Source organism: Pseudomonas sp. C8002 (assembly GCF_013385765.1).
In the GTDB taxonomy this organism is placed as follows: domain Bacteria; phylum Pseudomonadota; class Gammaproteobacteria; order Pseudomonadales; family Pseudomonadaceae; genus Aquipseudomonas.
Window position 1 is genome coordinate 317,796 of the sequence record NZ_JACAPJ010000005.1, and the last position, 22,999, is coordinate 340,794.

Sequence of the window (22,999 nt, forward strand, 5' to 3'; positions counted from 1 at the left end):
GACCCGGCAAGCTCGGTCCAACCCCAATTCATGGAATGTTCGGGAGAAGTCGGATGGTGCAGTTGTGTTCAATCGAGCAAGCAGTCGACGACGTACTGGCACGGCTGCCGGCGCATATTCACATGGGCATGCCCCTGGGTCTGGGCAAACCCAACCTGTTCGTCAACGCGCTGTACCGGCGTATCGCCAAGTTGCCGGACCGGGCGCTGACCATCTACACAGCCCTGGCCCTGGGTCGCCCTACCTTGGGCGATGGTTTGCAGAAGCGCTTTCTCGAGCCCTTTATCGAACGGGTCTTCGGTGACTATCCCGAGCTGGACTTCCTCGCCGCACTGCGCAAGGACAGCCTGCCGTCGAACATTCACGTGCAGCAGTTCTTCATGCAGCCCGGCAGTTTGCTCCACAGCCTCTCGGCGCAGCAGGATTACGTCAGCAGCAACTACAGCCACGCTGCCCGTGATATCAATGCCGCCGGCCTGAACCTCGTCGCGCAATTGGTGGCCAGCAGTGCCGAACATCCGGATCGCCTGAGCCTGAGCTGCAACCCCGACATCACCCTCGACCTGTTGCCGATGATCGCCAAGCGCCGCGAGGCCGGTGAAACCATCCTGGTGGTGGGCCAGGTTCACAGTGATTTGCCCTACATGCCCGGCGACGCCGAGCTGGGCATGGATGAGTTCGACTTCCTGATCGACGAGAAGGACAGCACCACGCTGTTCTCCACCCCGAACATGCCGGTGGGTTTCCAGGATCACTTTATCGGTTTGCACGCCAGCACCCTGGTGCGCGACGGCGGTACCTTGCAGATCGGCATCGGCTCCATGGGCGATGCACTGACTGCGGCCTTGCTGGCGCGCCAGGCCGATAACGAGGCGTATCGCCTGTTGCTCACCGACCTGGATGTGTACCAATGGGCACCGCTGATCAGTCACGAAGGCGGAGTCGCGCCGTTTGCCCGTGGGCTGTACGGTTGCAGCGAAATGTTCGTCAATGGCCTGCTGGTGCTGGCCGATGCCGGGATTGTGCGGCGCAAGGTATACCCGGACGTCGCGACCCAGGAGCGGGCCAACGCCGGCACCCTGGACGAAGCGGCACAGACCGACGGCATCTCTGTGCATGGCGGCTTCTTCCTCGGGCCTCGTAGCTTTTACGAGCGTTTGCGGGACTTGCCACAGAGCAAGCGCCTGGAATTCAACATGACCCGCATCAGCTACATCAACGAGCTGTACGGCCAGGAAGAACTCAAGCGTTTGCAGCGCCTGGATGCGCGCTTCATCAACAGCGCGTTTACCGTGACCCTGTTGGGCGCGGGCGTGGCCGACCAGTTGGAAGATGGCCGCGTGCTCAGCGGTGTTGGCGGGCAATACAACTTTGTCGCCCAGGGCCATGCGCTGGAAGGCGCGCGCTCGATCCTGATCCTGCGCAGCTGGCGCGAATCGGGCGGCGAGGTCAGTTCCAATATCGTCTGGGAATACGGGCACTGCACGATTCCGCGGCACCTGCGAGACATCGTCATCACCGAATACGGCATCGCGGATTTACGCGGGCAGACCGATGCCAAGGTGATCGAGGCGCTGCTGAATATCACCGACTCACGGTTCCAGGAAGACTTGATCGAGCAGGCGCAAAAGGCCGGGAAGTTGCCGAAGGATTTCCAGCTGGATCCGCGGTTTGCCGACAACACGCCGGAGCGTTTGCAGGGGATTCAGGCGCGGCATCCACGGCTGTTCCCGGAGTATCCGCTGGGCAGTGACTTCACGGATGAAGAGCGGGATTTGTTGCGGGCGTTGAACTGGCTCAAGAGCAAATTCAAGCTGACGGAAATTCTGGAACTGGGCAAGGCGGCGCTGGATGCACCGGAGCCGGAAGCGTTTCCCGAGCATTTGGTACGGATGCGACTGGATAAGCCGGAGGGGTTGAAGGAGGACTTGTATCAGCGCCTGTTGCTAGCGGGCCTACAAGCTACCGCGCACTAACAAACACAGGAGATCAAATGTGGGAGCGGGCTTGCTCGCGAAAGCGGTGGATCAGTCGACCTATCCGGTGACTGACACACCGCTTTCGCGAGCAAGCCCGCTCCCACATGTTTAACCGTGCCCGCACCGATTACTCGATAAAGGTCACAACCCCACCCGCCAACGACTGCACCCGCGCCAGCGACTCAACCCGGTAACCCTGGGCATCCAGCTCCGCACGGCCGCCCTGGAACGACTTCTCGATCACAATCCCCAAACCTGCAACGGTCGCGCCGGCCTGTTTGATGATCGAGATCAGCGCCTGGGACGCCTTACCGTTGGCCAGGAAGTCATCGATGATCAGCACGCGGTCGCTGCTGGTCAGGTGGCGCGGGGAAATCGCCACGGTGCTTTCGGTTTTCTTGGTGAAGGAATACACCGTCGCCGACAGCAGGTTTTCGGTCAGGGTCAGGGACTGTTGCTTGCGGGCGAAAATCACCGGCACGCCGAGGTTCAGGCCGGTCATGATCGCCGGTGCAATGCCCGAGGCTTCGATGGTGACGATCTTGGTGATCCCCGAATCCTTGAACAACGCAGCGAACTCGTCACCGATCAGTTTCATCAGCGCCGGGTCGATCTGGTGGTTCAGAAAGGCGTCGACCTTGAGTACCTGATCGGAAAGCACGATGCCTTCTTCGCGAATTTTCTTGTGCAGTGCTTCCACGAAAGCTTCCTCTGTTGGCGCAACACGCGCCGAAAGTAGATTAAAAGGTAGTCGATTCTAGCGCTTTAACATCGCGCGTATATCCGCCAGTGCGGTGTTGCCGCGAACGGCTTTGACTTCGGTCGGTGTGTCGTCGTTGCCTTCCCAGGCCAGGTCGTCCGGCGGCAGTTCGTCGAGGAACCGGCTCGGGGCACAATCGATGATCTCGCCGTACTGCTTGCGCTTGGCGGCAAAGGTGAAGGCCAATGTCTGACGCGCGCGGGTAATGCCCACGTAGGCCAGGCGCCGTTCTTCCTCGATGGTGTCGGCTTCGATGCTGGAGCGGTGCGGGAGGATTTCCTCTTCCATGCCCATGATGAACACGTAGGGGAATTCCAGGCCCTTGGACGCATGCAAGGTCATCATCTGCACGCCTTCGGCGCCGTCTTCCTCTTCCTGCTGGCGTTCAAGCATGTCCCGCAGCACAAGCTTGCCGATGGCGTCCTCGACGGTCATCTCGCCTTCTTCGTCCTTCTCCAGGGTATTTTTCAACGCCTCGATCAGGAACCACACGTTGCCCATGCGGTAATCGGCAGCCTTGTCGCTGGAGCTGTTGGTGCGCAGCCAGTTCTCGTAGTCGATGTCCATGACCATGCTGCGCAGGGCGCTGATCGGGTCTTCGCCGGCGCACTGCTCGCGCACCTTGTCCATGAAGCGCTTGAAGCGCGCCAGGCGGTCGGTGAAACGAGTGTCGAGGTGCTCGCCCAGGCCGATTTCGTCGGTGGCGGCGTACATCGAGATCTTGCGTTCGGTGGCGTAGTTGCCGAGCTTTTCCAGGGTAGTCGAACCGATTTCCCGGCGTGGGACGTTGATCACCCGCAGGAAGGCGTTGTCGTCGTCCGGGTTCACGATCAGCCGGAAGTAGGCCATCAGGTCTTTCACTTCCTGGCGTCCGAAAAAGCTGTTGCCGCCCGACAGGCGATACGGAATCTGGTGGTGCTGCAGCTTCAGCTCGATCAGCTTGGCCTGGTAGTTGCCGCGGTACAGGATCGCGAAATCGCTGTAGGGCCGGTCGGTACGCAGGTGCAGGGTGAGCAGTTCGACGGCCACGCGCTCGGCTTCGGCGTCTTCGTTGCGGCAGCGGATCACGCGGATCTCGTCGCCGTGGCCCATCTCGCTCCACAGTTGCTTTTCAAACTCGTGGGGGTTGTTGGAGATCAGCACGTTGGCGCAACGCAGGATGCGGCTGGTGGAGCGGTAGTTCTGCTCCAGCATCACCACTTTCAGGGACGGGTAGTCGTCCTTGAGCAGCATCAGGTTTTCCGGGCGGGCGCCGCGCCAGGCGTAGATCGACTGGTCGTCATCGCCCACCACGGTGAACTGGTTGCGCTTGCCGATCAGCAGCTTCACCAGCAGGTATTGGCTGGCGTTGGTGTCCTGGTATTCGTCCACCAGCAGGTAGCGGACTTTGTTCTGCCACTTTTCGAGGATGTCGGCATGTTCCTGGAACAGCTTCACCGGCAGCAGGATCAGGTCGTCGAAGTCCACTGCGTTGAACGCCTTGAGCGTGCGCTGGTAGTGGGTGTAGACAATGGCGGCAGTCTGCTCCTTGGGGTTGCGCGCAGCTTCCAGGGCTTCGGCGGGCAGGATCAGGTCGTTTTTCCACGAGCCGATCATGTTCTTGATCTCGTCGACGCCGTCGTCGCCCGCGTATTCCTTCTGCATGATGTCGGTCATCAGCGCCTTGACGTCTGTCTCGTCAAAGATCGAGAAGCCCGGCTTGTAGCCCAACCGCACGTGCTCCTTGCGGATGATGTTCAGCCCCAGGTTGTGGAAGGTACACACGGTGAGGCCACGGCCTTCGCCACCCTTGAGCAGGGTGCCGACGCGCTCTTTCATTTCCCGCGCCGCCTTGTTGGTAAAGGTCATGGCGACGATGTACTGGGCACGGATGCCACAGCTCTGGATCAGGTGCGCGATCTTGCGGGTGATCACGCTGGTCTTGCCGGAACCGGCACCGGCGAGCACCAATAGAGGGCCGCCGACGTAGTTCACGGCTTCTTGCTGCCGGGGATTGAGTCGGGACATACGAAATTCAGGAGGTCATTGATCAAAAGGGCGGGCATTTTAACAGGCTGGCAAGATTCTGCTGCCTCTGAACGACAGTGTGACGTACCACTCGATCTAAATTTGCCGGTTTTGTTACTTTGCCGCAGGATGTGCAGGGTATTTAGGACTATTGTTCGGTCTAGAGCTGCACAGTGCGCATTTGATAACCCATATCATTGGTCATTATCGGGGCGCACGTCATAATGCCCGCCGCCAACGAAATTTTGCAGAGTCTAGGGAGCTAGCTTGTCTACGCCTGTCGAACCCTTGCGTTTGCTGCTACTGGCCGATGAGCCAGCGTGGGCAGCGTTATTGCGCGAGTGCCTGGCGCCGATGGGCGACGGAGCTGTGCTGATCAGCGCGCCAAACTGGGAGTCTGTGAGCAACCTGTTCGACGACGATCACAGCGCGGTGCTGTTGACCACGGCCAACCTTCAGCCCGGCCCCGGTCGCTGCAGCTTGCCAACGGTATTGCTGTTGGAAGAGGAACCCCTGGTTTCACCCCTCGGCGTCAGCGACTGGCTGATCCTGAATGCATTGGATGTCGATACATTGCGCCGTTGCCTGCGGCATGTGCGCGAGCGCGGTGTGCTGGAAAACACCCTGCAACGCCTGGCCGAACAGGACCCGCTGACCGGTATCGCCAACCGCCAGGGCTTCCAGACCCTGTTGACCGCCCGCCTGGCGGAAAACGAAGGCCGTGGCGTTGCCCTCGGCCACCTCGACCTGGACAACTTCCGTCACGCCAACGACGCCCTCGGCCACCAGGCCGGCGACCGGCTGATCCTGCAAGTGGTCTCGCGGCTCAAGAGCCAGCTGGAGGCCGGCGATCAACTGGCGCGCCTGGGCAGCGACGAATTTGCCCTGCTGATCGACACCCGCCGTGCGCCCCAGCGCGCCGAATGGATGGCCGAGCGCATCGTCGAAGCCATGGCCGAACCCTATTGGGTCGATGGCGAAAGCCTGCTGATCGGTTGTAGCCTCGGCGTGGCCCATGCCCGCGCCAAGGCCGGCGCCGACCCGTTGATGTGGCACGCCCACATCGCCATGCAGCAAGCCAAAAGCACCCAGGGCTGCACCTTTCATATCTTCAACGAACGCATCAACCGCAATGCCCGCAGCCTCGCCGACCTTGAAAGCGAGCTGCGCCGGGCGTTGCGTCGTGACGAACTGGAGCTGCATTACCAGCCCCGCCTGGACCTCGACGATGGGCATATCGTCGGCCTGGAAGCACTGGTGCGCTGGCGCCACGGTGAGCGCGGCCTGTTGCCGCCGAGCGAGTTCGTGCCGCTGGCCGAGCAGAGCGGCTTGATCGTGCCGCTGGGCTACTGGGTGATTTCCCGGGCCCTGCGCGACATGCAGGACCTGCGCGAACGCGGGATTGCGCCGTTGCACATGGCGGTCAACCTGTCGTTCCGCCAGTTTCAGGACAGCCAACTGCTCAGCACCCTCAGCCGGCTGATTGCCGAGCGCGGCGTGGAAGCCCAGTGGCTGGAATTTGAGCTGACGGAAACCGCCGTGATGCGCCGCAGCGACCTGGTCAAGCAGACCATGGATGCGCTGGGCCGCCTGGGTGTGCGCTTTTCCCTGGATGACTTTGGCACCGGCTTTTCGTCGTTCGTGCACCTCAACAGCCTGCCGATTGCCTTGCTGAAGATCGACAAGAGCTTTGTCGGCGGCATGGAAGAGCGCGAAGAGAATCGCAAGCTGGTGCACGCCATGATCAACCTGGCTCATAACCTGAACCTGGAAGTGGTCGCCGAGGGCGTGGAAACCGCCGAGCAACTGGCGTTGCTGCGGTTGTTCGGCTGCGATCAGGCCCAGGGTTACCTGATCAGCAAGCCGTTGCCGTTGGCGGAACTGGTGGACTACCTGACGTTTGGTGACAGCCAGGAACTGGTGGGCGGCGTGATCTGATGGTGTGAACCCGATCAAAAATGTGGGAGCGGGCTTGCTCGCGAATGCGGTATTTCAGCCAACCCATTCATGGCTGACCCACCGCATTCGCGAGCAAGCCCGCTCCCACATTTGACCGAGTACAGCCGTTACTCCGGCTGCGCGGCTTGAAATTCGCGGTGGGTTTCAGGCTCCTGGCGAATCATCCGCTTCATCTTCCGTTCAAACGCCCAGGTCAGGCTGACTGCCGCGCACGCCAGGCCCAGGGCCAGGCCCCACCAAACGCCCGTCGGCCCCCAGCCGAGATTGAACGCCATCAACCATGCGGCCGGTGCGCCGATCAGCCAGTAGCAGCCCAGTCCGACCAGGAAGGTGGTCTTGGCATCCTTGAGTCCGCGAATACAGCCCATGGCGATGGTCTGCACGCCGTCGAACAGCTCAAACCATGCGGCCACCGCCAGCAGGCTGACGGCGAGGTTGATCACGTCGCGAAACGCCGGGTCATGCTGGTCGAGGAACAGGCTGATCAGTTGGTGCGAGAACAACCACAGCACCGCTGCAAAGCCCAGCATCACCACTGCGCCAAAGCCTATGCCAACTCGCCCGGCCAGCCGCGCTTCCAGCAACTGCCCGGCACCGTAATGCTGGCCGATACGCATGGTGATCGCGTACGACATGCCCGCCGGCACCATGAACGCCACCGACACGATCTGCAGGGCGATCTGGTGCGCAGCCAGCTGCGTGCTGCCCATGGTGCCCATGCACAGCGCGGCGAACGCAAACAGCCCGACTTCCACCGCATAGGTGCCACCAATCGGCAGGCCCAGGCGCCACAGTTCCCGCAGGTAATGCAGGTTGGGCCGCAGCAGACCCTTGCGCAGCGGATACGCGTCGTAGGCACGGTTGTATTTGATGTACCAGATCAGCGCCAGGGCCATGCAGTTGGCAACGATGGCGGTGACCAGGCCAATGCCCACCAGCCCGAGTTTCGGCAGGCCGAACATGCCTTCGATCAACGCGTGGTTGAGCAGGTAGTTGATCACCGTGCCGCCCAGGCTGATCACCATCACCGGCGTGGCCTTGCCGATAGCGCTGGTGAAGCCGCGCAAGGCCATGAACGTCAGGTAGCCGGGCAGGGCGAACGGCAGGATGGTCAGGAACTGGCCGGCGGACGCGACGTTGGTTTCGGTCTGGCCGAACATCAGCAGCACTGGCTTGAGGTTCCACAGCAGCAAACCAGCCACCAGCGCCATCAACCAGGCCAGCCACAGCCCGGCCTGGGTCAGGCGGGTGGCGCCCTCGATGTCGCCGGCGCCCTGGCGGATCGCGACCAGCGTGCCCACGGCAGCGATCACGCCGATGCAGAAAATCGACACGAACGAATAGCTCGCCGCACCCAGGCCTCCGCCGGCCAGGGCCTCGGGGCTCAGGCGGGCCATCATCAGGGTGTCGGTCAGCACCATCAGCATGTGGGCCAACTGTGAGGCAATCAGCGGCCCTGACAGCCGCAGAATGGCCCAGAGTTCGGTACGTGCCGGATGCTGCATGATCATCACGCTCAAAAAGTCAGGGAAGGGTGGAAGGGTTGATTCTCGGCGCTCACAGCGCATTGCACAAAGGGATAAATCCGATGGTTCGCATGATTAAAACTCATGCCTGAATGATTCTGGTAGGGTTTCGATATTGCGCCGTCGGAGTTTTCGCCATGTCTCGTCGTCTTCCTCCTCTTTACGCCTTGCGCGCGTTTGAAGCTGCGTCCCGCTACAACTCGTTCACCCGGGCGGCGGAAGAGTTGTCGATCACCCAAAGTGCGGTGAGCCGGCACATTCGTACCCTGGAAGAGCATTTCGCCTGCCGCCTGTTCCAGCGCAGCGGCCGCACCTTGCAACTCACCGAGGCAGCGCGCCTGTTGCTGCCGGGCGTGCGTGAAGGCTTTGCGGCCCTGGAGCGCGCCTGCCATACCTTGAATGCCGAGGACGACATCCTGCGCATGAAGGCGCCGTCCACCCTGACCATGCGCTGGCTGCTGGCGCGGCTCAGTCGCTTCCGGCACCTGCAGCCGGGCAATGAAGTGCAACTGACCAGCGCCTGGATGAGCGTTGATGAGGTGGATTTCAACCAGGAACCATTCGATTGCGCGGTGTTGTTGAGCAACGGGCATTTCCCGCCGGACTGGGAAGCCAGCTACCTGTTTCCGGAGTTGCTGATTCCGGTGGGCGCGCCGAACCTGTTGAGCGACGGACCCTGGGACGTTGCGCGCCTGGCCTCTGCCGAACTGCTGCACCCGACGCCGGACCGGCGTGACTGGCGCAACTGGCTGGAGCGCATGGGGCTGTCATCCCAGGTTTCGCTCAAGGGCGGGCAGGTGTTCGACACCTTGGAGTTGGGCATGATCGCCGCCGCCCGAGGGTACGGCGTGTCCATGGGCGACTTGCTGATGGTGGCCGAAGACGTGGCCCAGGGCCGCCTGAGTCTGCCATGGCCCACCGCTGTGGCCAGTGGGGAAAATTACTATCTGGTGTGGCCGAAGACCCGGCCGGGTGGCGAGCGTTTGCGACGGCTGGGTGACTTTCTCCAGGGCGAAGTGCAGGCCATGGAATTGCCCCAGGTCGAGCGCCTCGACTGAGTGGATTGCGCACCGGCCAGCAATCGTTTGCGCGATACCCCTGTGATTCGCTCAAGTATTGAGCCTACCCGCCGAAGTAGGGTTGTTGGAACTACCGTTCTGCAACGTTTCCCCTATTAGAATTTTGCCGAGCAGCGCTATGAGATCAGGATGATCCTGGCCTCGGCCAGGAGCCTTCATGTCTCAACCTCGCGCCCGGATTGCCTCTCAACTGGGGCTTGCCCTCGCCGTGATACTGGCTGTCGTCATCAGCGGCAGCACGGTATTCGCGTTGCGTTCGCTGGACTCCGCCAACCTCGACACCCGCGAGGAGCACCTGGCCAGCGAGGCCCGCTTGCTGGCCGACCAACTCAATACCTTCCACAGCACCTTGCGCGAAAGTACCCAGCGTTTGAGCGGGCTGTTTGAAAAGCGCTTCAGCGCCGGCTTGAGTACGCGCCCTGAGCAACCGGTGACGGTGGCGGGCGTGCAGACGCCGGGCCTGTACCTGGGCGAGGAAGTGCTCAACAACAACTTCGCTGAAGTCGATGAGTTCAAGCAGATGTCCGGCGGCGTGGCGACCTTGTTCGTACGCAGCGGCGAGGACTTTATCCGCGTCAGCACCTCCCTGACCAAGCAGGATGGCAGCCGCGCCATCGGTACGGCGCTGGATCACCAGCATCCGGCCTATCAACGCTTGCTGGGCGGGCAGGGCTACGTTGGCCGTGCGGTATTGTTCGATCGCTCCTACATGACCCAGTACAGCCCGGTGCGGGACGCCAGCGGCAAAGTGATTGCGGTGCTGTTTGTCGGCTTCGACTACACCGATGCGCAGAACGCCCAGTTCGACAACCTCAAGCGTTTCCGCATCGGCCAGACCGGTTCCCTGGCGCTGCTGGACGAACAGAAGCACTGGCTGGTACCGCCCGCTGGCGTGCAGGCGCTGGATCAGTCGATTCCGGTGATGCTCGACCTGGCCGCCAAACCTGGAAAAGGCCGTTTCTGGAGCGACAAGAACGAAGATTTCTACAGCGTTGCCGTGCCGTTTGAAGGCGGCCCGTGGTCGGTGGTGGCGAGCATGCCGAAAGCCGAAATTCGCGCGGTGACATGGTCGGTGGGGATTCGCCTGGCGATCGGCAGCTTGCTCGCGATGCTGCTGGCGGTGGGCGCGGCGGTCTGGTTGCTGCGCAGCAAGTTGCAGCCATTGGGCGACCTGGTGCGTCAGGCCGAAGCCCTGGGCGCCGGTGATTTGAGCGCACGGCTGAACGTTTCCAGCCATGATGAAATCGGCCAACTAGCCCGCAGTTTCAACCAGATGGGCGAAGCGCTGTCGACCATGGTGTCGCATATCCGCAAGGCGGCTGAAGACGTGAACAGCCGCGCCCAGGCGTTGTCGGGTTTGTCCGGCGGTGCGTACGAAGGCATGGAGCAACAGTCCGGCGAGATCACCAGCATGGCCGGCGCGGTGGAAGAGTTCAGCGCCACCTCGCTGAATATTGCCGACAACATGGGCAACACCGAGCGCCTGGCCCAGGACAACGCCCAGCAAACCAGGATCGGCCGCACCTCGATGCAGGAAGCGTCGTCGTCCCTGGAACACATCGCCACCGCGCTGAACAGCACGGCCACGGTGATCAACACCCTGGGTCAGCGCTCCCAGGAAATCGGCGGGATCGTCGGAGTGATCACCGCGATTGCCGAACAGACCAACCTGCTGGCGCTCAACGCAGCCATCGAAGCGGCGCGGGCCGGTGAGCAGGGGCGCGGGTTTGCGGTGGTGGCCGATGAAGTGCGCAACCTCGCATCGCGCACCCGTCAGGCCACGGATGAGATTTCCGGGATGATCCAGAGTATCCAGCAGGAAACCGGCAACGCCATCAGCACCATGGAGCAAGGTAACGTGCTGATGCAGGAAGGCCTGGCTCGCAACGCTGACGTCGCCTCTGCGCTGGCGCGGATCGACGAGCAAAGCCGCTCGGCGGGCCAGCAGTTTGCGGCCATTACCACGGCGACCCAGGAGCAGAGCAGCACGGCGACCCTGCTGAGCAGCAACTTGCAGAGCATCGCCCTGGCCAACAGCGAGCAGCGTGAAGTGGTGTCCAACCTGGCGATCACCGCCAAGGAACTGGAGACCCTGGCGGCGGGCTTGCGGCATGAGGTTGACCGGTTTCGTTGATTGACTGTTCGGGCCTCATCGCGGGCAAGCCCGCTCCCACAGTTGACCGTGTTGTTCTGGAGTACGCGGTCCACTGTGGGAGCCGGGCTTGCCCGCGATGACGGCCGACCCGACGCGTCAAACGTCGGATCGGTCGCCCAGCCCCGGGTCCACACGCTTGCCAATGTCCTTGAGTCGCGCCAGTTGATCAACCATCCCTGGCGCTTCATCCAGGCTGCTGACAAAGGTCCACAGGTAAGTCATCACCGCATACACATGGCCGGCCTTGACCGCCGGCGACAGCGCCAACTGGCTGATGGCGACCACAAACAACAGCGCCGCCAGCGTGCCGATAAACAGGAACGCTGCGGCCTCGCGGTCCGACAGCCAGATGCGCAGGCGTGACAGCACCTGGTAGTGGCGCTGCAAGGTCTGTGCGCCGACCTTTTCCACCAGGCCGATTTCCTTTTCCAGGCGGTCATTCAAGCGCTCATGCAGTTCCTGATTGCGCCGGGCGAAACGTGGCAACAAGGTTGTGCACAGCACCAGCGCGGTCAGGCACGCCAGGCCGATCCACGGCTCGATCACCAACAGCATCACTGCCGCACCGACGATGGAAACCAGCGCCGTCGCGATGATCGGCACGTGTTTTTCGAAGAAATCCACAAAGTCCCGCGCCAACACCACCCGCGCAGCCGCCCGTGAGGTGCTGTGGTTTTGCAGGCGCTGGTTGAGAATCACCGGCACCGCAAGGTCCGCGTAGATACGGGTGAAGGTGCGCGTATCCAGCGCCCGTCGCGCCGCCCCGACCACCCAGAACGCCAGCACCACGGCGGCGTAGAACAGCGCGCTGCCGGCATCGCCGCGGATGATCGAGTCCACCGCGAACCCCGCAAACAGTGGGTAGGCCAGCAGCAATGCGTTCTCCAGGGCCACCAGCGACAAGGTGCAGAACAACTTGCCGGGATAGGCCTTGGCGATCGCCTTGAGGGTTTGGCTGGCGGATTGTTGCCCGATCTTTTTGCTTTCTTCGATCAGGATCTGGGGTGTTACGGATGACATGGGGTGCACCGAGAGTGAGATAAACGCTATTATTGAGCGACTGCTCAAGTATCCTTGAGCGACCGCTCAAAAAGCAAGCGCCGTCGATCTGCCGGTGCCTGAAGGAAAAGCCTCATGTCGCGTATCGACCGTAAAGACCAGATCATCGCCGCCGCCCTGGAGCTGTTTCGCAGCAAAGGGTTTGCCGATGTTTCCACCCGCGACCTGGCGGAGCATGCCGGGCTGTCCCGCAGCCACGTCTATCACTACTTCAGCGACTGGAAAGAACTGCGCCGCGAAGCGTTCGTGCGGTTCGCCAACGAGCAACTGGACGAGGTGAGGGCGCCGCTGGTGGATCTGCCGCCATTGGAAGCCCTCGAAGGGTTCCTGCGTGACTGCCTGCCCTCCACGGCAGACGCCGGTTGGGCGCTATGGCTGGATGCCTGGGACGAAGCCATGCATGACGAGCCATTGGCCCAGGCCTACCTGGTGATCAACGCCCAATGGCAAGCCATGCTCGCCGAGATCATCGAGCAAGGTGTGGCGGCCAAAGTGTTCCGCTGTGAGTCGCCCAAGCGCGCTGCGCGACAACTCTTTGCCGTAGCGATGGGCTATGCCGATGACTTGTTGCTCAAACCCTCCGTTGAGTCAGCTGAAGCGGTGATGGATGAGGTGATGGAAGTGGCGGGGCTGCTCCTGGCGTTGCCTAGGACGCGCTAGCAGGGCGGTACTGCAAGGCCTCCGCCAGATGATGGCGGGCGATGGCTTCCACCTGTTCCAGGTCGGCCAGGGTGCGGGCGACCTTGAGCAGGCGATGGGCCGCCCGCAACGACAGCGTCAGCCGTTCGCATGCGCTTTCCAGCCAGCCTTCATCAGCCTTTTCCAGTTTGCAGTGCTGGCGTAGCCCCGGCAGGTCGAGAAACGCATTGGCGCAGCCCTGGCGCCGTTGTTGGCGGTCCCGGGCATCGGCGACGAGGACGGAGGCGCTGGCGGTGTCATCACCGGACTGTATGCCCGGGTTCAGCGCGGTGCTTTCCCGGGCGACGGTCACGTGCAGGTCGATCCGGTCCAGCAGCGGCCCCGAGAGTTTGTTGCGATAGCGCTGAATCTGCTCCGGCGTGCAGCGACAGCGCCCACTGGGCTCGCCCACATAGCCGCAAGGGCAGGGGTTCATTGCCGCCACCAACTGAAAGCGCGCCGGGAAACGCACCCGGTCGCGAGCGCGGGAAATCACGATATGCCCGGACTCCAGCGGCTCACGCAGCACCTCCAGGACTTTGCGATCAAACTCCGGTATTTTGCTTAATTCCCGCCAAGTCGTTCATTTGAAGTGTTAGGTGATCCCCCGCCAAATCTCACCGAGTGGACATAGCCTTTGCCGGCTGGCTTTTTTTCACCTTTAGAAAGACAAGGCTCTATCCGATAGGGAGTGCGCCTGGACAAATCCATCTGTGCCACCTCTGTCTCTGACATATCCCTTTATTCGATGCCCCTAAGCTCCTGTCTCGCCATCTTTTGCCTTCAAATACTTGATATGGACAGTATCAACCTCGCGATGTACCGTCTGCTTGCTTGGGCGAAGCGCCATTATGGATAGTTATCTTGAGGGATTTAGGGTGCATGTTAAGTCGATCAAACTCATCAATTTCAAAAAATTCCGGGACGATCATCTCGAATTCAACGATGACGTGAATATTTTTGTTGGCGACAACAATGCCGGCAAAAGTACGATTCTCGAAGCGCTTGAGATCGTGCTTAACTTTAGTCACCGTGGTCGCCCCTTCAGTGGCGAGTTTTCTCCTGATCTATTTAACCAAGAAGCAGTCACGCAGTTTTTGGATACCGATCTAAGCGCCCAGCATCTGCCCAAGCTAATCATTGAGGCCTACATTGAGGGGGTGCCAGAGTACCGAGGTTCGAATAACAGCCACCAAGCCGATGCTCAGGGTGTTTTGGTGCAGGCTTGTTTCGATCCTGCACTTGCCGAAGTCTATGAACTTCGCCGACAAGCCAAGCCGTCTTTCACAAGCATTCCCGTTGAATTTTACAAGGTCGAATGGCTAGATTTTGGATGGAATCCCATAAAGCCAATTGCTAAAAAATTCAAGGCGCTTTACATCGACCCGACTCGAATTCACCCCACGTTAGGCAAGAATCAGTACATTTCCAATATCCTCAATACAGCTCTAGAAAAGGAGGAGCTTGTTAAGCTGACGCTCAATTATCGCGAGAACCTTCAAGTATTCAACACCTCAGGCGAGGTGATGGCGGTTAATGCAAATCTTGATGCAGGCCATCTGATAACTGATAGCAAGCTGTCTATAGCTGCCAGTACCTTACCCGTGGGATCCATCCAAACCGGCCTGCAGCTTGAGGTAAATGATGTTCCCTTTCACTTTATTGGAAAGGGTGAGCAGAGCAATGTGCAGATCAAACTCGCTATCCAGAACAAAGCCCATGACATTGATTTGGTGATGATGGAGGAACCGGAAAATCATCTGTCACATACCAACCTGAACAAACTTGTGCACTATATTGAAACTCAGCGTCGTTCCAAGCAGCTGTTCCTCACTACGCACAGCTCCTACGTGCTGAATAAGTTAAGTATCGACAAAATCTGCCTTGTGCAGTCTGGCTACAAGAGGCTACATACTCTAGATCCTGATGTTGTAAAGACGCTGAAGCGTCTACCTGGATACGACACGCTGCGGGTAGCACTGTCTAGAAAAGTCATCTTGGTTGAGGGGCCTTCTGACGAGCTTGTGCTGAAAAAAATCTACCTGCGTAAATATCACCATCTTCCGGAGAAAGATGGGATCGACATTATTGTTGTAAGAGGTGTGGGCTTCAAAACCTTTATCGAGGTTGGAAAGGAGATTGGTACTCGCATTCACGTACTTAGAGACAACGACAAGGACTACTTCCAGAACGTCGTGCCTGCTCAGGCGGAGTACAAGGACTATGCAAACGTAAAAATCTTCTCGTCAAAAAACGACCTGGAGTTCTCACTAGAACCGGCGATGATATATGCAAATTCAGTTGATCAGGCGTCTCTAGCTGCTTTCGCGAAGGAAATTCTATCGGCTCAGACATATAAACTTTATGGGGCCGAGGCTTCCTTGGATGACCGAAGAGAGTTTTTGATCGAGTGGTTCAGAAGTGTGAAGGGCAATGGAAAGGGAACACGCAAGGTAGACTCAGCTATCCGATTGTTTGATGGCGACCTTGATTTCAAATATCCAGTATTTTTGGATGAGGTGCTCGATTTTGGCGAATGAGCTATGGATAGCGGGGGCAGGTTCGGGTAAGACGCATAAGATTATCAGCGATGCCGTGGACATCGTTAAGGCTGGTGGGCGGGTTCTCGTCGTCACCTACACCACCAATAATCAAGCAGAATTACGAGCGCGTTTTGTTGAACTCAACGACGGGAAAAACAGTGAGGATTTCGTCGTAAAAGGGCTGTTTTCATTCTACTTGGAAGACATGATCCGGCCTTACCAGAGCGTGGTTTTCCCAAGTCGAATTGCTGCCCATTTCTTCACTGAAAATAACCCCCATCACCTCCCAGGTGTTTTCGTAAAGGGGAGGCCTGTATACATCAAAGGGAGAGCCGAAAAACTCACTGGAGGGGCGGTCAACCCCCTGCATTATTTGACTCCTTGTAAGACTATGGCTTATTCAGGCTACCTCGCTAAACTGGTCGCTCTCGTAGGAAAACGATCCAAAAATGCACCCGCCACTCGGCTATCTAGTATTTATCAAAAGGTTTATTTCGATGAGGTGCAGGATCTGGTCGGCTGGGACTATGAGGTTATCAAGTCGCTCAATAAGATAATGCCTGATGGGATCTGGTGTGTAGGCGATTTCCGGCAGACGATCTACAGCACGACATTTGGGCACAAGGCACCGTTGACGTCTCAAGAAAAGATCGATTATTTCGTTGGTCAGCTGGGTTTCGTGGAAAAGACCATGCCCACCAATCAGCGATGTATCCAAGAAATTTGCGATCTATCCGATACGATCAATCCTGGGGTTTACGAGAAAACAATCTCTGCAGTGAAAGACGTTCCAGCCGAGATGTCTGATCACCTCGGCAGCTTCGTTGTCAGGCAATCTCAAGTTGATGACTACATATCCGCATTTCACCCGAGCGTGCTTCGGTGGAACGCCCGAACGGGTGCCGGTTACCTGCCGCCAAACCTCGTTTGTTATAATTTCGGTTCTTGCAAAGGACTAGGGTTTGACCGTGTGCTTGTGATCCCTGCGGAAAACCATCTTAAGTTTTTGGCGGGAGACGGCAAGGCGTTTGATAAGGATAAGACCGGAGAGTCCCGGAACAAGCTCTACGTTGCAATCACCCGTGCTCGCTACAGCTTGGCATTTTTGGTTGAGGACAAGAAAGTGAATGAGCTGCCGTTTCCCGTGTGGCCGGGTGTAGCCCGAGCAGTCATATGATAATAAAGCCTTATCTCAGATAGTGATGCGCGGGCCATAGTCATCATGTCGAAGCTTCGGCGTGTCTAGACTGGCTTAATTGAGCAGGGGTCAGAATCAAGTCGAACCTCATGGTTCTGGTCGGGGCCATTCCCTGCCTTTCAGCATCGGCAAAGAGATCGTCTGCCGTGGTGAGATCAATTGCGCCCATACGGCCCGTAATCTTTAGCGGGTTCAGGATACAGCGGCCCTTGATCTGGATTCTCGCGATGCCATCTTCCAGCGTCTCTGTAGCGTCGTAACCTGCCTGCCTTGCAGGATGTAGTAACATGCCGAGTCTAGTAGCAGCTTCGTACTCTGCGACCTCGCCTGTCACGCCCAGCGGCTTGCCGGTCAGGCGATAGAATCTACGCGCGAGCACCTTGGCTTCTTTCAGATCTCTAGGATTTCATCCTGGATCAGTGCAGCCTGCTGAGGTTCGTTGCCATGACTGAGTTCAGTCATCTGCAAAAGCCTCGAGCGCAGCGAGCAGCTTGGCTAGCTCAGCAAGGTTGGCAGTGACGATGTCATATTCTCCTCGACTGCTCAGCCGATACACATCGCGCGCTTTTTTAACGCGGTCGAGAAGAGGGACGACGATGCCGGATGCCCGCTCTAGGAAGTCGTTGATGTCCGCACGTGTCTGGGGGATTTTGTAACCCTTCGCCGCACTTGTGATGATGACGTCCGCATCGCGGAGTTTGGCAATGCCACTGGAGCGGACTCTCTGGCCGTTGACCTCTCCCAGTCCGCTATCTTTTAGATGGGCCATGATCTCCGTAGTCAGCACGTAATCCTTGGTGACGAATTCGCTCTGGAATCTCAAGAACCTCAAGATGCTTAGCTGCAGTCGCTCATCTTCATCGGGGTGCTTACCAACGCGCTCGCTAAAGCGGTCGGCCTGGCGGAGAGCTTCTTGGTGTACCTGGTAGTCTGCATACCCAGATTCATCCGTCGGCGGCGGCAGAAGAGACTGGTACTTGGATGGCCACTCAAGCATTCCAAGAGTCAGGCTGCGGAGGATTTTCTTGTAGGCAAGAACAGCTTCTTCCGAAGCTTTCTCTTCGTAGATCTGAGCGACTGAGCCAGCGAAGAAATCTGCAACCTGAACCAAAACGTTGTCCTTACTGGCCATCGTCTGGAAGGCATCCTTATCGCCAAATAGGTCGTCCACGAATCGTTCTGCAACGTAGCTTTTGAGGCTCTCCTGAAATTCCTGGCCACCATGCTCGTCAACGATCATCTGGAGGTCAGGGTATGCGCGGAACAAGCGTTCATAGAGCAACCCGTTCACGTATTTTATGAACGAGGTCTTGATACGGAGGCCGCCGTCTTTGTGAATTCGGGACTTATCAACGACGGTGAAATAGAGCTTGAATGGCAGCTCGGCTAGCTCGTTTAGGATCCGGGCGCGGCGATCTGAATCCTTGGGCTTCAGATTGCTAGATTTGATCTCGCCTGTTTGAAAATGCCGCTTGCGGAGCGCTTCAGCTTGGGCATAAGCAGCCTCCAGGTCTTTCTCTGCCACTAGAATGGAGCACACGATGAAGAAGTCCGAGCTTCCAGCTTTCGACGTATCTAGGTCGGAATTCCCGGACTCATCCACGAAGGCATATGTTCTGTCCATGAGCTTGCTCCATCAACAACGTACTGAGCGCGGTGGGGCGCCCAATGGCAAGGTGGCGAACTTAGTTCGTCGCAGTGGTACTGCCTGGAGCGGGGCCTTCGCTGAACGTGTAGTTGATGACCACGTCATTTCGGATCAAGACGTCGAGCGTTTTCTGAGTGCCCGTAGTCGTCACCTTCATAGTGACCACGTAGCTTTGAGCATGGGCTGAGCCGTTGGTGTAGGTGTAGATCCACTTCTCGTCAGTCTCGCTGACGGCGCTCTTGGCGTAGGGCTCGCCAAATAGCGACTTCAGTTCTGAAGTGGTGGTTTTGCCTTTGGTGATGCTCGCTACACTGGCTGACGGAAAGTCTCGTCCTGCGGTGTAGTGGGACGTAGCGCAACCGCCTAGTGCGACACAGATCCCCATTACTGCGATGAGCTTTTTCATATCCTTCCTTGATCGTAGAAAGCTCCAAATCTAGCTGGCATCGAGGCTAAAAGCCATCATCAAGGTGATCAGCTACTTTCGTGCATTCGCAGATAAGGCCTTGCACATGTAGCAAGCCGATCCAGGGCAAAGCCCCCTGAACTGCTCCGTCTGAGAAATCAGAGGCGGCGCAGAATCTCGTTGATTTACTGCATAGCCCTGTTGTTCAAAAAAGCCTGAAGCAGTTGTTGTCAGCAAATGAAATCGAGCGATTCCCTGCTCGGCGGCTTTCGCTTCAATGATCTTAAGCACCGTGACACCGACCCCTTTCGATCTGTATGTCGAGACTACGACCAGGGAACGCAGCAACCCGTCCGTACCATGCGTTTCGAAACCTCCCCATGCGACCGTCTCACTATCCTGTGTGAACTCAAAAAAGGTTCGGCCTGGAAGATCAATATCGTCTGCTGGAAGGTCAGCAAATTTCAGCGCATCGCGAAAGCGCTGCGACTGCCCTCCGGCTATTTCCGTTGCCTGGATCATCATATCCACCTCCATCCTCTCATCTCCGTTATGCCGACACGCATGGAACGTTAGGGCACATGCCGAAACAGCAGCCATCATATTCGCTTTACCGGATATTCGCCAAAGCGTATATTCGATTTTCCGTATGCATCGAGTTCCACCATGAGCCCTGCTATCAAAGTGCTTTTCGTGTGCGTTGCCAACTCAGCCCGCTCCCTGCTTGCAGAGGCTTTGCTGCGGCACACCGACCCGCGCTTCGAGGCCTTCAGTGCAGGATCTGAACCGTCTGAGGTTGATCCGCGCACCACTCAGGCATTGGAGGCAGTTGGAGTCGATGCAACGGGCCTGCGCAGCAAGTCCCTCAGCGAGTTTCAAGCTGATCGATTCGATTACGTAATCACTCTTTGTGATAAATCCGCAAGCGAGTGCCTACCAATGCCCAGTGCAGGTGAAGTCATTGCCTGGGATTTTCCTGACCCAGTAACTAGCGATGATCCTGGCGCATTTCGCCATACGCTCCACGACATCCACGAGCGCATCAAGCTCTTCGTTTTGGTCAAGACCAAACACCTGGAGGATCTATGACAGAACCCATGAACCCCACCACCTTATTCAAGTGCCTGGCGGATGACACCCGAGCAAAAATTTCGCTGCTTGTCGTGAGTGAAGGTGAGCTGTGTGTATGCGAGCTAACGGCAGCACTCGACCTGAGTCAGCCTAAGATTTCTCGTCATCTGGCCCTGCTGCGCTCTGCCGGTTTGCTTTTGGATCGTCGCCAAGGCCAGTGGGTGTATTACCGCCTGAATCCTGATTTACCCGCGTGGGTGACTGCAGTTTTGAAGGAAGTGGTAGACGCCAATCAGCAATGGCTGGAAACCGAGGCTAAGCGCCTCTGCGGCATGAACGACCGTCCGATCAACCAAACCGTGTGTAGCTGAGTCACGCCTAACCGGATTAATGAAATGCTGATTGCCGTATTGATCTTTATCGCCACCATCGTCCTTGTCATCTGGCAACCCAAGGGGCTTGGGGTTGGCTGGAGTGCGATGTTCGGTGCCATCGTGGCGTTGCTGGCAGGTGTCGTTACCCTTGCCGACATACCAGAGGTTTGGCGCATTGTCTGGAATGCCACTGGGACTTTCATCGCGGTCATCATCATTAGTCTGCTGCTTGATGAGGCAGGTTTTTTCAAGTGGGCTGCGCTGCATGTGGCCCGATGGGGAGGCGGGAGCACGCGCAAGCTGTTCGCATTTATCGTCCTGTTGGGCGCAGCGGTGTCGGCCCTGTTCGCCAATGACGGAGCAGCATTGATCCTCACACCCATTGTGATCGCGATGTTGCTGGCGTTGCGTTTTTCTCCTGCGGCTACGTTGGCATTCGTCATGGCAGCCGGTTTTATCGCTGATACGGCGAGCTTACCGCTGGTGGTTTCCAACCTGGTAAACATCGTTTCTGCCGACTACTTCGATATCGGCTTCAACGAATATGCTTCGATCATGGTGCCGGTAAACATCGTCAGCGTGGCGGCGACATTAGCCATGCTGCTGTGGTTTTTCCGCAAAGATCTACCAAAGACCTATGACCTCAACCAACTGGACAATCCGGACGAGGCGATCCACGACCGGGCCACTTTTGTAGCCGGTTGGTGGGTGCTGGCACTACTGCTGATCGGCTTCTTTGTCATTGAGCCATTAGGGGTGCCAATCAGCGCCATTGCAGCGGTCTGTGCATTCATTCTTTACGTCATCGCGGCTCGTGGCCACGCCATCAACACAGGCAAGGTGCTCAAAGAGGCGCCATGGCAGGTGGTGATTTTTTCTTTGGGTATGTACCTGGTTGTTTATGGCCTGAAGAACGCCGGCCTGACCGACCACATCGCGCAGTTCCTGAACGTGTTCGCCGGTTATGGCGTTTGGGGCGCGTCCCTTGGTACAGGGCTGCTAACAGCGTTGCTGTCTTCGATCATGAACAACATGCCCACCGTTCTGGTAGGCGCCTTATCCATTCATGCCGCTGAAGTCGATGGTGTAGTCCAGCAAGCGATGGTTTACGCCAACATCATCGGCTGCGATTTGGGCCCGAAGATCACCCCAATTGGGAGCTTGGCAACTCTGTTGTGGCTGCACGTGCTCGCCCGGAAAAACATAACGATCAGTTGGGGTTATTACTTCAAGACCGGGATCGTGCTGACCGTGCCCATCCTCGTCGCCACATTGTCCGCCCTGGCACTGCGCCTCAGTTTCTGAATCAAGGAATCTTCTGATGAAAGTCTTGTTCATGTGCACCCACAACAGCTGCCGCAGCATTCTGTCCGAGGCGCTTTTCAACCACTTGGCGCCCGAGGGTGTAGAAGCCGTCAGCTCAGGAAGCTTTCCCAGTGGCCGGGTGAATCAACGGGCATTGCAAACGCTGGAGGCGGCGAGTATCTCCACGGCGGGCTTGAGCAGCAAGGCTTCGGATGCTTTTGAAGGCTCGCCTCCAGACATCGTGATCACTGTCTGTGACCGGGCTGCGGGTGAGGCATGCCCAATCTTCTTCGGGCCCGCTTTGAAAGCGCATTGGGGGCTGGCCGACCCGTCTGAGGCTAGCGGGTCGGAAGCCGAGATCACCGCAGCGTTTGAAGCCACACTGGCCAAAATTCACGAGCGCGTGAGCGCATTTCTTGCGCTGCCACTGAAGATCATCAGCGCTGAACAGTTGAAAGCTGAACTGGATCGCATCGGTTCGCTTTAAAGATCAACCGAGGCGGTGTCCAACCTGGCGCCGCCGTAGGAGTTTTTATGCAAGACACATTGCCGAACGTACACGCCGACCTGATCGACATTCCGTCGCTGGAGCAACTGTCGCCTCGCACGCCTTCGCTCCATAAACCTCGCATTCTTCTGCTGTATGGATCAACGCGAGAGCGCTCATTCAGCCGGTTAGTCACGCAAGAGGCGGCACGCCTGCTGAATGAGTTTGGCGCTGAAACCAAGATCTTTGACCCATCGGGTCTGCCGCTTCCGGATGACGCTGCCGATACACATCCCAAGGTCGCTGAGCTGCGCGAGCTGATGCAATGGTCTGAGGGGCAGGTGTGGTGCTCCCCTGAGCGTCACGGCTCCATGAGTGCAGTATTCAAAGCCCAAATTGACTGGGTTCCGCTGGCGATAGGTGCTGTACGACCTACGCAAGGAAAGACCCTTGCAGTGATGCAGGTCTGCGGTGGCTCGCAATCTTTCAACGTGGTTAATCAGCTGCGCGTACTGGGCCGATGGATGCGGATGTTCACCATCCCAAACCAATCTTCGGTTGCCAAGGCATTTACCGAGTTCGACGAGGCAGGTCGTATGAAGCCGTCCTCGTACTACGACCGTCTCGTGGACGTGATGGAAGAGCTGATGAAGTTCACCCTGCTGTTGCGGGATCGCCAGGATTATTTGGTTGATCGGTACTCCGAGCGTAAAGAGTCCGCCGAAGAGCTTTCCAAACGCGTCAACCAGCGCTCCATCTAACGTC

At 58.2% G+C, this 22,999-nt stretch carries 20 protein-coding genes and 1 pseudogene; 12 read left to right on the forward strand and 9 right to left on the reverse strand.

Annotated elements, in window-relative coordinates:
- Nucleotides 1-53: 53 nt before the first annotated feature.
- Entirely contained in the window at nt 54-1,976 is a 1,923-nt protein-coding gene (locus HX814_RS08055; protein ID WP_177009061.1) for an acetyl-CoA hydrolase/transferase family protein, read from the forward strand.
- A gap of 130 nt (nt 1,977-2,106) precedes the next feature.
- Here HX814_RS08055 and HX814_RS08060 read toward each other — a convergent pair whose 3' ends face one another.
- Both HX814_RS08060 and rep read right to left on the reverse strand, forming a co-directional pair.
- The gene (locus tag HX814_RS08060) at nt 2,107-2,679 is read right to left on the reverse strand and encodes a xanthine phosphoribosyltransferase (RefSeq protein WP_008439415.1); all 573 of its coding nucleotides are present in this window, start codon (nt 2,677-2,679) and stop codon (nt 2,107-2,109) included.
- A gap of 57 nt (nt 2,680-2,736) precedes the next feature.
- On the reverse strand, nt 2,737-4,746 hold the full coding sequence (gene rep / locus HX814_RS08065) for a DNA helicase Rep (protein WP_008439414.1): 2,010 nt from the start codon (nt 4,744-4,746) through the stop codon (nt 2,737-2,739).
- A gap of 267 nt (nt 4,747-5,013) precedes the next feature.
- On the opposite strand from rep, the gene HX814_RS08070 reads away from it, so the two are divergent.
- Nucleotides 5,014-6,684 (forward strand): bifunctional diguanylate cyclase/phosphodiesterase, encoded by a 1,671-nt coding sequence (locus HX814_RS08070; RefSeq protein ID WP_008439412.1) that lies wholly within the window; start codon nt 5,014-5,016, stop codon nt 6,682-6,684.
- A 128-nt stretch (nt 6,685-6,812) separates the two neighbouring features.
- Here the strand turns inward: HX814_RS08070 and HX814_RS08075 are convergent, their stop codons facing one another.
- Nucleotides 6,813-8,216 (reverse strand): NorM family multidrug efflux MATE transporter, encoded by a 1,404-nt coding sequence (locus HX814_RS08075; RefSeq protein WP_177009062.1) that lies wholly within the window; start codon nt 8,214-8,216, stop codon nt 6,813-6,815.
- A gap of 152 nt (nt 8,217-8,368) precedes the next feature.
- Here HX814_RS08075 and HX814_RS08080 point away from each other — a divergent pair, with 152 nt between their 5' ends.
- Both HX814_RS08080 and HX814_RS08085 read left to right on the forward strand, forming a co-directional pair.
- Complete coding sequence (locus tag HX814_RS08080) at nt 8,369-9,289, forward strand: LysR substrate-binding domain-containing protein (protein ID WP_003208769.1); 921 nt, start codon at nt 8,369-8,371, stop codon at nt 9,287-9,289.
- Nucleotides 9,290-9,467: 178 nt separating this feature from the next.
- The gene (locus HX814_RS08085; protein WP_008439409.1) at nt 9,468-11,444 is read left to right on the forward strand and encodes a methyl-accepting chemotaxis protein; all 1,977 of its coding nucleotides are present in this window, start codon (nt 9,468-9,470) and stop codon (nt 11,442-11,444) included.
- A gap of 117 nt (nt 11,445-11,561) precedes the next feature.
- On the opposite strand, the gene HX814_RS08090 is transcribed toward HX814_RS08085, so the two are convergent.
- Nucleotides 11,562-12,485, reverse strand: coding sequence for an ABC transporter six-transmembrane domain-containing protein (locus HX814_RS08090; RefSeq protein ID WP_008439408.1), 924 nt, complete (start codon nt 12,483-12,485; stop codon nt 11,562-11,564).
- Between the two features lie 114 nt (nt 12,486-12,599).
- Between HX814_RS08090 and HX814_RS08095 the strand changes: the two genes are divergently transcribed.
- A complete protein-coding gene (locus HX814_RS08095) occupies nt 12,600-13,184 on the forward strand; it encodes a TetR/AcrR family transcriptional regulator (protein ID WP_003208775.1) in 585 nt (194 codons plus the stop codon).
- Here HX814_RS08095 and HX814_RS08100 read toward each other — a convergent pair.
- A pseudogene (locus tag HX814_RS08100) lies at nt 13,171-13,770 on the reverse strand (ATP-binding protein); the annotation flags it as partial. The gene HX814_RS08095 and the pseudogene HX814_RS08100 sit on opposite strands and share 14 nt — an antisense overlap.
- A 310-nt stretch (nt 13,771-14,080) precedes the next feature.
- Between HX814_RS08100 and HX814_RS08105 the strand changes: the two are divergent.
- Complete coding sequence (locus HX814_RS08105; RefSeq protein WP_177015413.1) at nt 14,081-15,742, forward strand: ATP-dependent endonuclease; 1,662 nt, start codon at nt 14,081-14,083, stop codon at nt 15,740-15,742.
- Nucleotides 15,681-16,922 (forward strand): UvrD-helicase domain-containing protein, encoded by a 1,242-nt coding sequence (locus HX814_RS08110; protein ID WP_317451555.1) that lies wholly within the window; start codon nt 15,681-15,683, stop codon nt 16,920-16,922. Before HX814_RS08105 ends, HX814_RS08110 begins: the two co-directional genes overlap by 62 nt.
- Before the next feature lie 43 nt (nt 16,923-16,965).
- Here HX814_RS08110 and HX814_RS31470 read toward each other — a convergent pair whose 3' ends face one another.
- From HX814_RS31470 to arsN2, 4 genes are all read right to left on the reverse strand, one after another.
- Complete coding sequence (locus tag HX814_RS31470) at nt 16,966-17,322, reverse strand: hypothetical protein (RefSeq protein WP_226298247.1); 357 nt, start codon at nt 17,320-17,322, stop codon at nt 16,966-16,968.
- Nucleotides 17,323-17,397: 75 nt separating this feature from the next.
- Entirely contained in the window at nt 17,398-18,567 is a 1,170-nt protein-coding gene (locus tag HX814_RS08120; protein WP_177015387.1) for a DUF3800 domain-containing protein, read from the reverse strand.
- Between the two features lie 61 nt (nt 18,568-18,628).
- Entirely contained in the window at nt 18,629-18,997 is a 369-nt protein-coding gene (locus HX814_RS08125; RefSeq protein ID WP_177015388.1) for a hypothetical protein, read from the reverse strand.
- Nucleotides 18,998-19,069: 72 nt separating this feature from the next.
- Nucleotides 19,070-19,522 carry an arsenic resistance N-acetyltransferase ArsN2 gene (arsN2, locus tag HX814_RS08130; protein WP_226298246.1) on the reverse strand — a complete coding sequence of 151 codons (453 nt, stop codon included), beginning with the start codon at nt 19,520-19,522 and terminating at the stop codon, nt 19,070-19,072.
- 141 nt (nt 19,523-19,663) lie between these two features.
- Between arsN2 and HX814_RS08135 the strand changes: the two genes are divergently transcribed.
- The 5 genes from HX814_RS08135 to arsH are packed head-to-tail and all read left to right on the forward strand — an operon-like array spanning nt 19,664 to nt 22,995.
- Nucleotides 19,664-20,086, forward strand: coding sequence for an arsenate reductase ArsC (locus HX814_RS08135; protein ID WP_177015390.1), 423 nt, complete (start codon nt 19,664-19,666; stop codon nt 20,084-20,086).
- Nucleotides 20,083-20,439 (forward strand): metalloregulator ArsR/SmtB family transcription factor, encoded by a 357-nt coding sequence (locus HX814_RS08140; RefSeq protein WP_175385216.1) that lies wholly within the window; start codon nt 20,083-20,085, stop codon nt 20,437-20,439. Before HX814_RS08135 ends, HX814_RS08140 begins: the two co-directional genes overlap by 4 nt.
- A gap of 24 nt (nt 20,440-20,463) precedes the next feature.
- Nucleotides 20,464-21,747, forward strand: a complete 1,284-nt coding sequence (locus HX814_RS08145) for an arsenic transporter (RefSeq protein ID WP_177015391.1) — start codon at nt 20,464-20,466, stop codon at nt 21,745-21,747.
- 16 nt (nt 21,748-21,763) lie between these two features.
- Entirely contained in the window at nt 21,764-22,234 is a 471-nt protein-coding gene (locus tag HX814_RS08150) for an arsenate reductase ArsC (protein WP_177015392.1), read from the forward strand.
- Between the two features lie 47 nt (nt 22,235-22,281).
- Nucleotides 22,282-22,995, forward strand: a complete 714-nt coding sequence (gene arsH / locus HX814_RS08155) for an arsenical resistance protein ArsH (protein ID WP_038443860.1) — start codon at nt 22,282-22,284, stop codon at nt 22,993-22,995.
- Nucleotides 22,996-22,999: the final 4 nt, after the last annotated feature.

Bases quoted from the DNA above. Each gene is read 5' to 3' on its own strand.
- HX814_RS08080 (WP_003208769.1), top strand. From the start codon at position 8,369: ATGTCTCGTCGTCTTCCTCCTCTTTACGCCTTGCGCGCGTTTGAAGCT.
- HX814_RS08120 (WP_177015387.1), bottom strand. From the start codon at position 18,567: ATGGACAGAACATATGCCTTCGTGGATGAGTCCGGGAATTCCGACCTA.
- HX814_RS08135 (WP_177015390.1), top strand. From the start codon at position 19,664: ATGAGCCCTGCTATCAAAGTGCTTTTCGTGTGCGTTGCCAACTCAGCC.
- HX814_RS08090 (WP_008439408.1), bottom strand. From the start codon at position 12,485: ATGTCATCCGTAACACCCCAGATCCTGATCGAAGAAAGCAAAAAGATC.
- HX814_RS08140 (WP_175385216.1), top strand. From the start codon at position 20,083: ATGACAGAACCCATGAACCCCACCACCTTATTCAAGTGCCTGGCGGAT.
- HX814_RS08075 (WP_177009062.1), bottom strand. From the start codon at position 8,216: ATGATCATGCAGCATCCGGCACGTACCGAACTCTGGGCCATTCTGCGG.
- HX814_RS08085 (WP_008439409.1), top strand. From the start codon at position 9,468: ATGTCTCAACCTCGCGCCCGGATTGCCTCTCAACTGGGGCTTGCCCTC.
- HX814_RS08110 (WP_317451555.1), top strand. From the start codon at position 15,681: ATGGCGACCTTGATTTCAAATATCCAGTATTTTTGGATGAGGTGCTCG.
- HX814_RS08055 (WP_177009061.1), top strand. From the start codon at position 54: ATGGTGCAGTTGTGTTCAATCGAGCAAGCAGTCGACGACGTACTGGCA.
- arsN2 (WP_226298246.1), bottom strand. From the start codon at position 19,522: ATGATGATCCAGGCAACGGAAATAGCCGGAGGGCAGTCGCAGCGCTTT.
- arsH (WP_038443860.1), top strand. From the start codon at position 22,282: ATGCAAGACACATTGCCGAACGTACACGCCGACCTGATCGACATTCCG.
- HX814_RS08145 (WP_177015391.1), top strand. From the start codon at position 20,464: ATGCTGATTGCCGTATTGATCTTTATCGCCACCATCGTCCTTGTCATC.
- rep (WP_008439414.1), bottom strand. From the start codon at position 4,746: ATGTCCCGACTCAATCCCCGGCAGCAAGAAGCCGTGAACTACGTCGGC.
- HX814_RS08150 (WP_177015392.1), top strand. From the start codon at position 21,764: ATGAAAGTCTTGTTCATGTGCACCCACAACAGCTGCCGCAGCATTCTG.
- HX814_RS08125 (WP_177015388.1), bottom strand. From the start codon at position 18,997: ATGAAAAAGCTCATCGCAGTAATGGGGATCTGTGTCGCACTAGGCGGT.
- HX814_RS08095 (WP_003208775.1), top strand. From the start codon at position 12,600: ATGTCGCGTATCGACCGTAAAGACCAGATCATCGCCGCCGCCCTGGAG.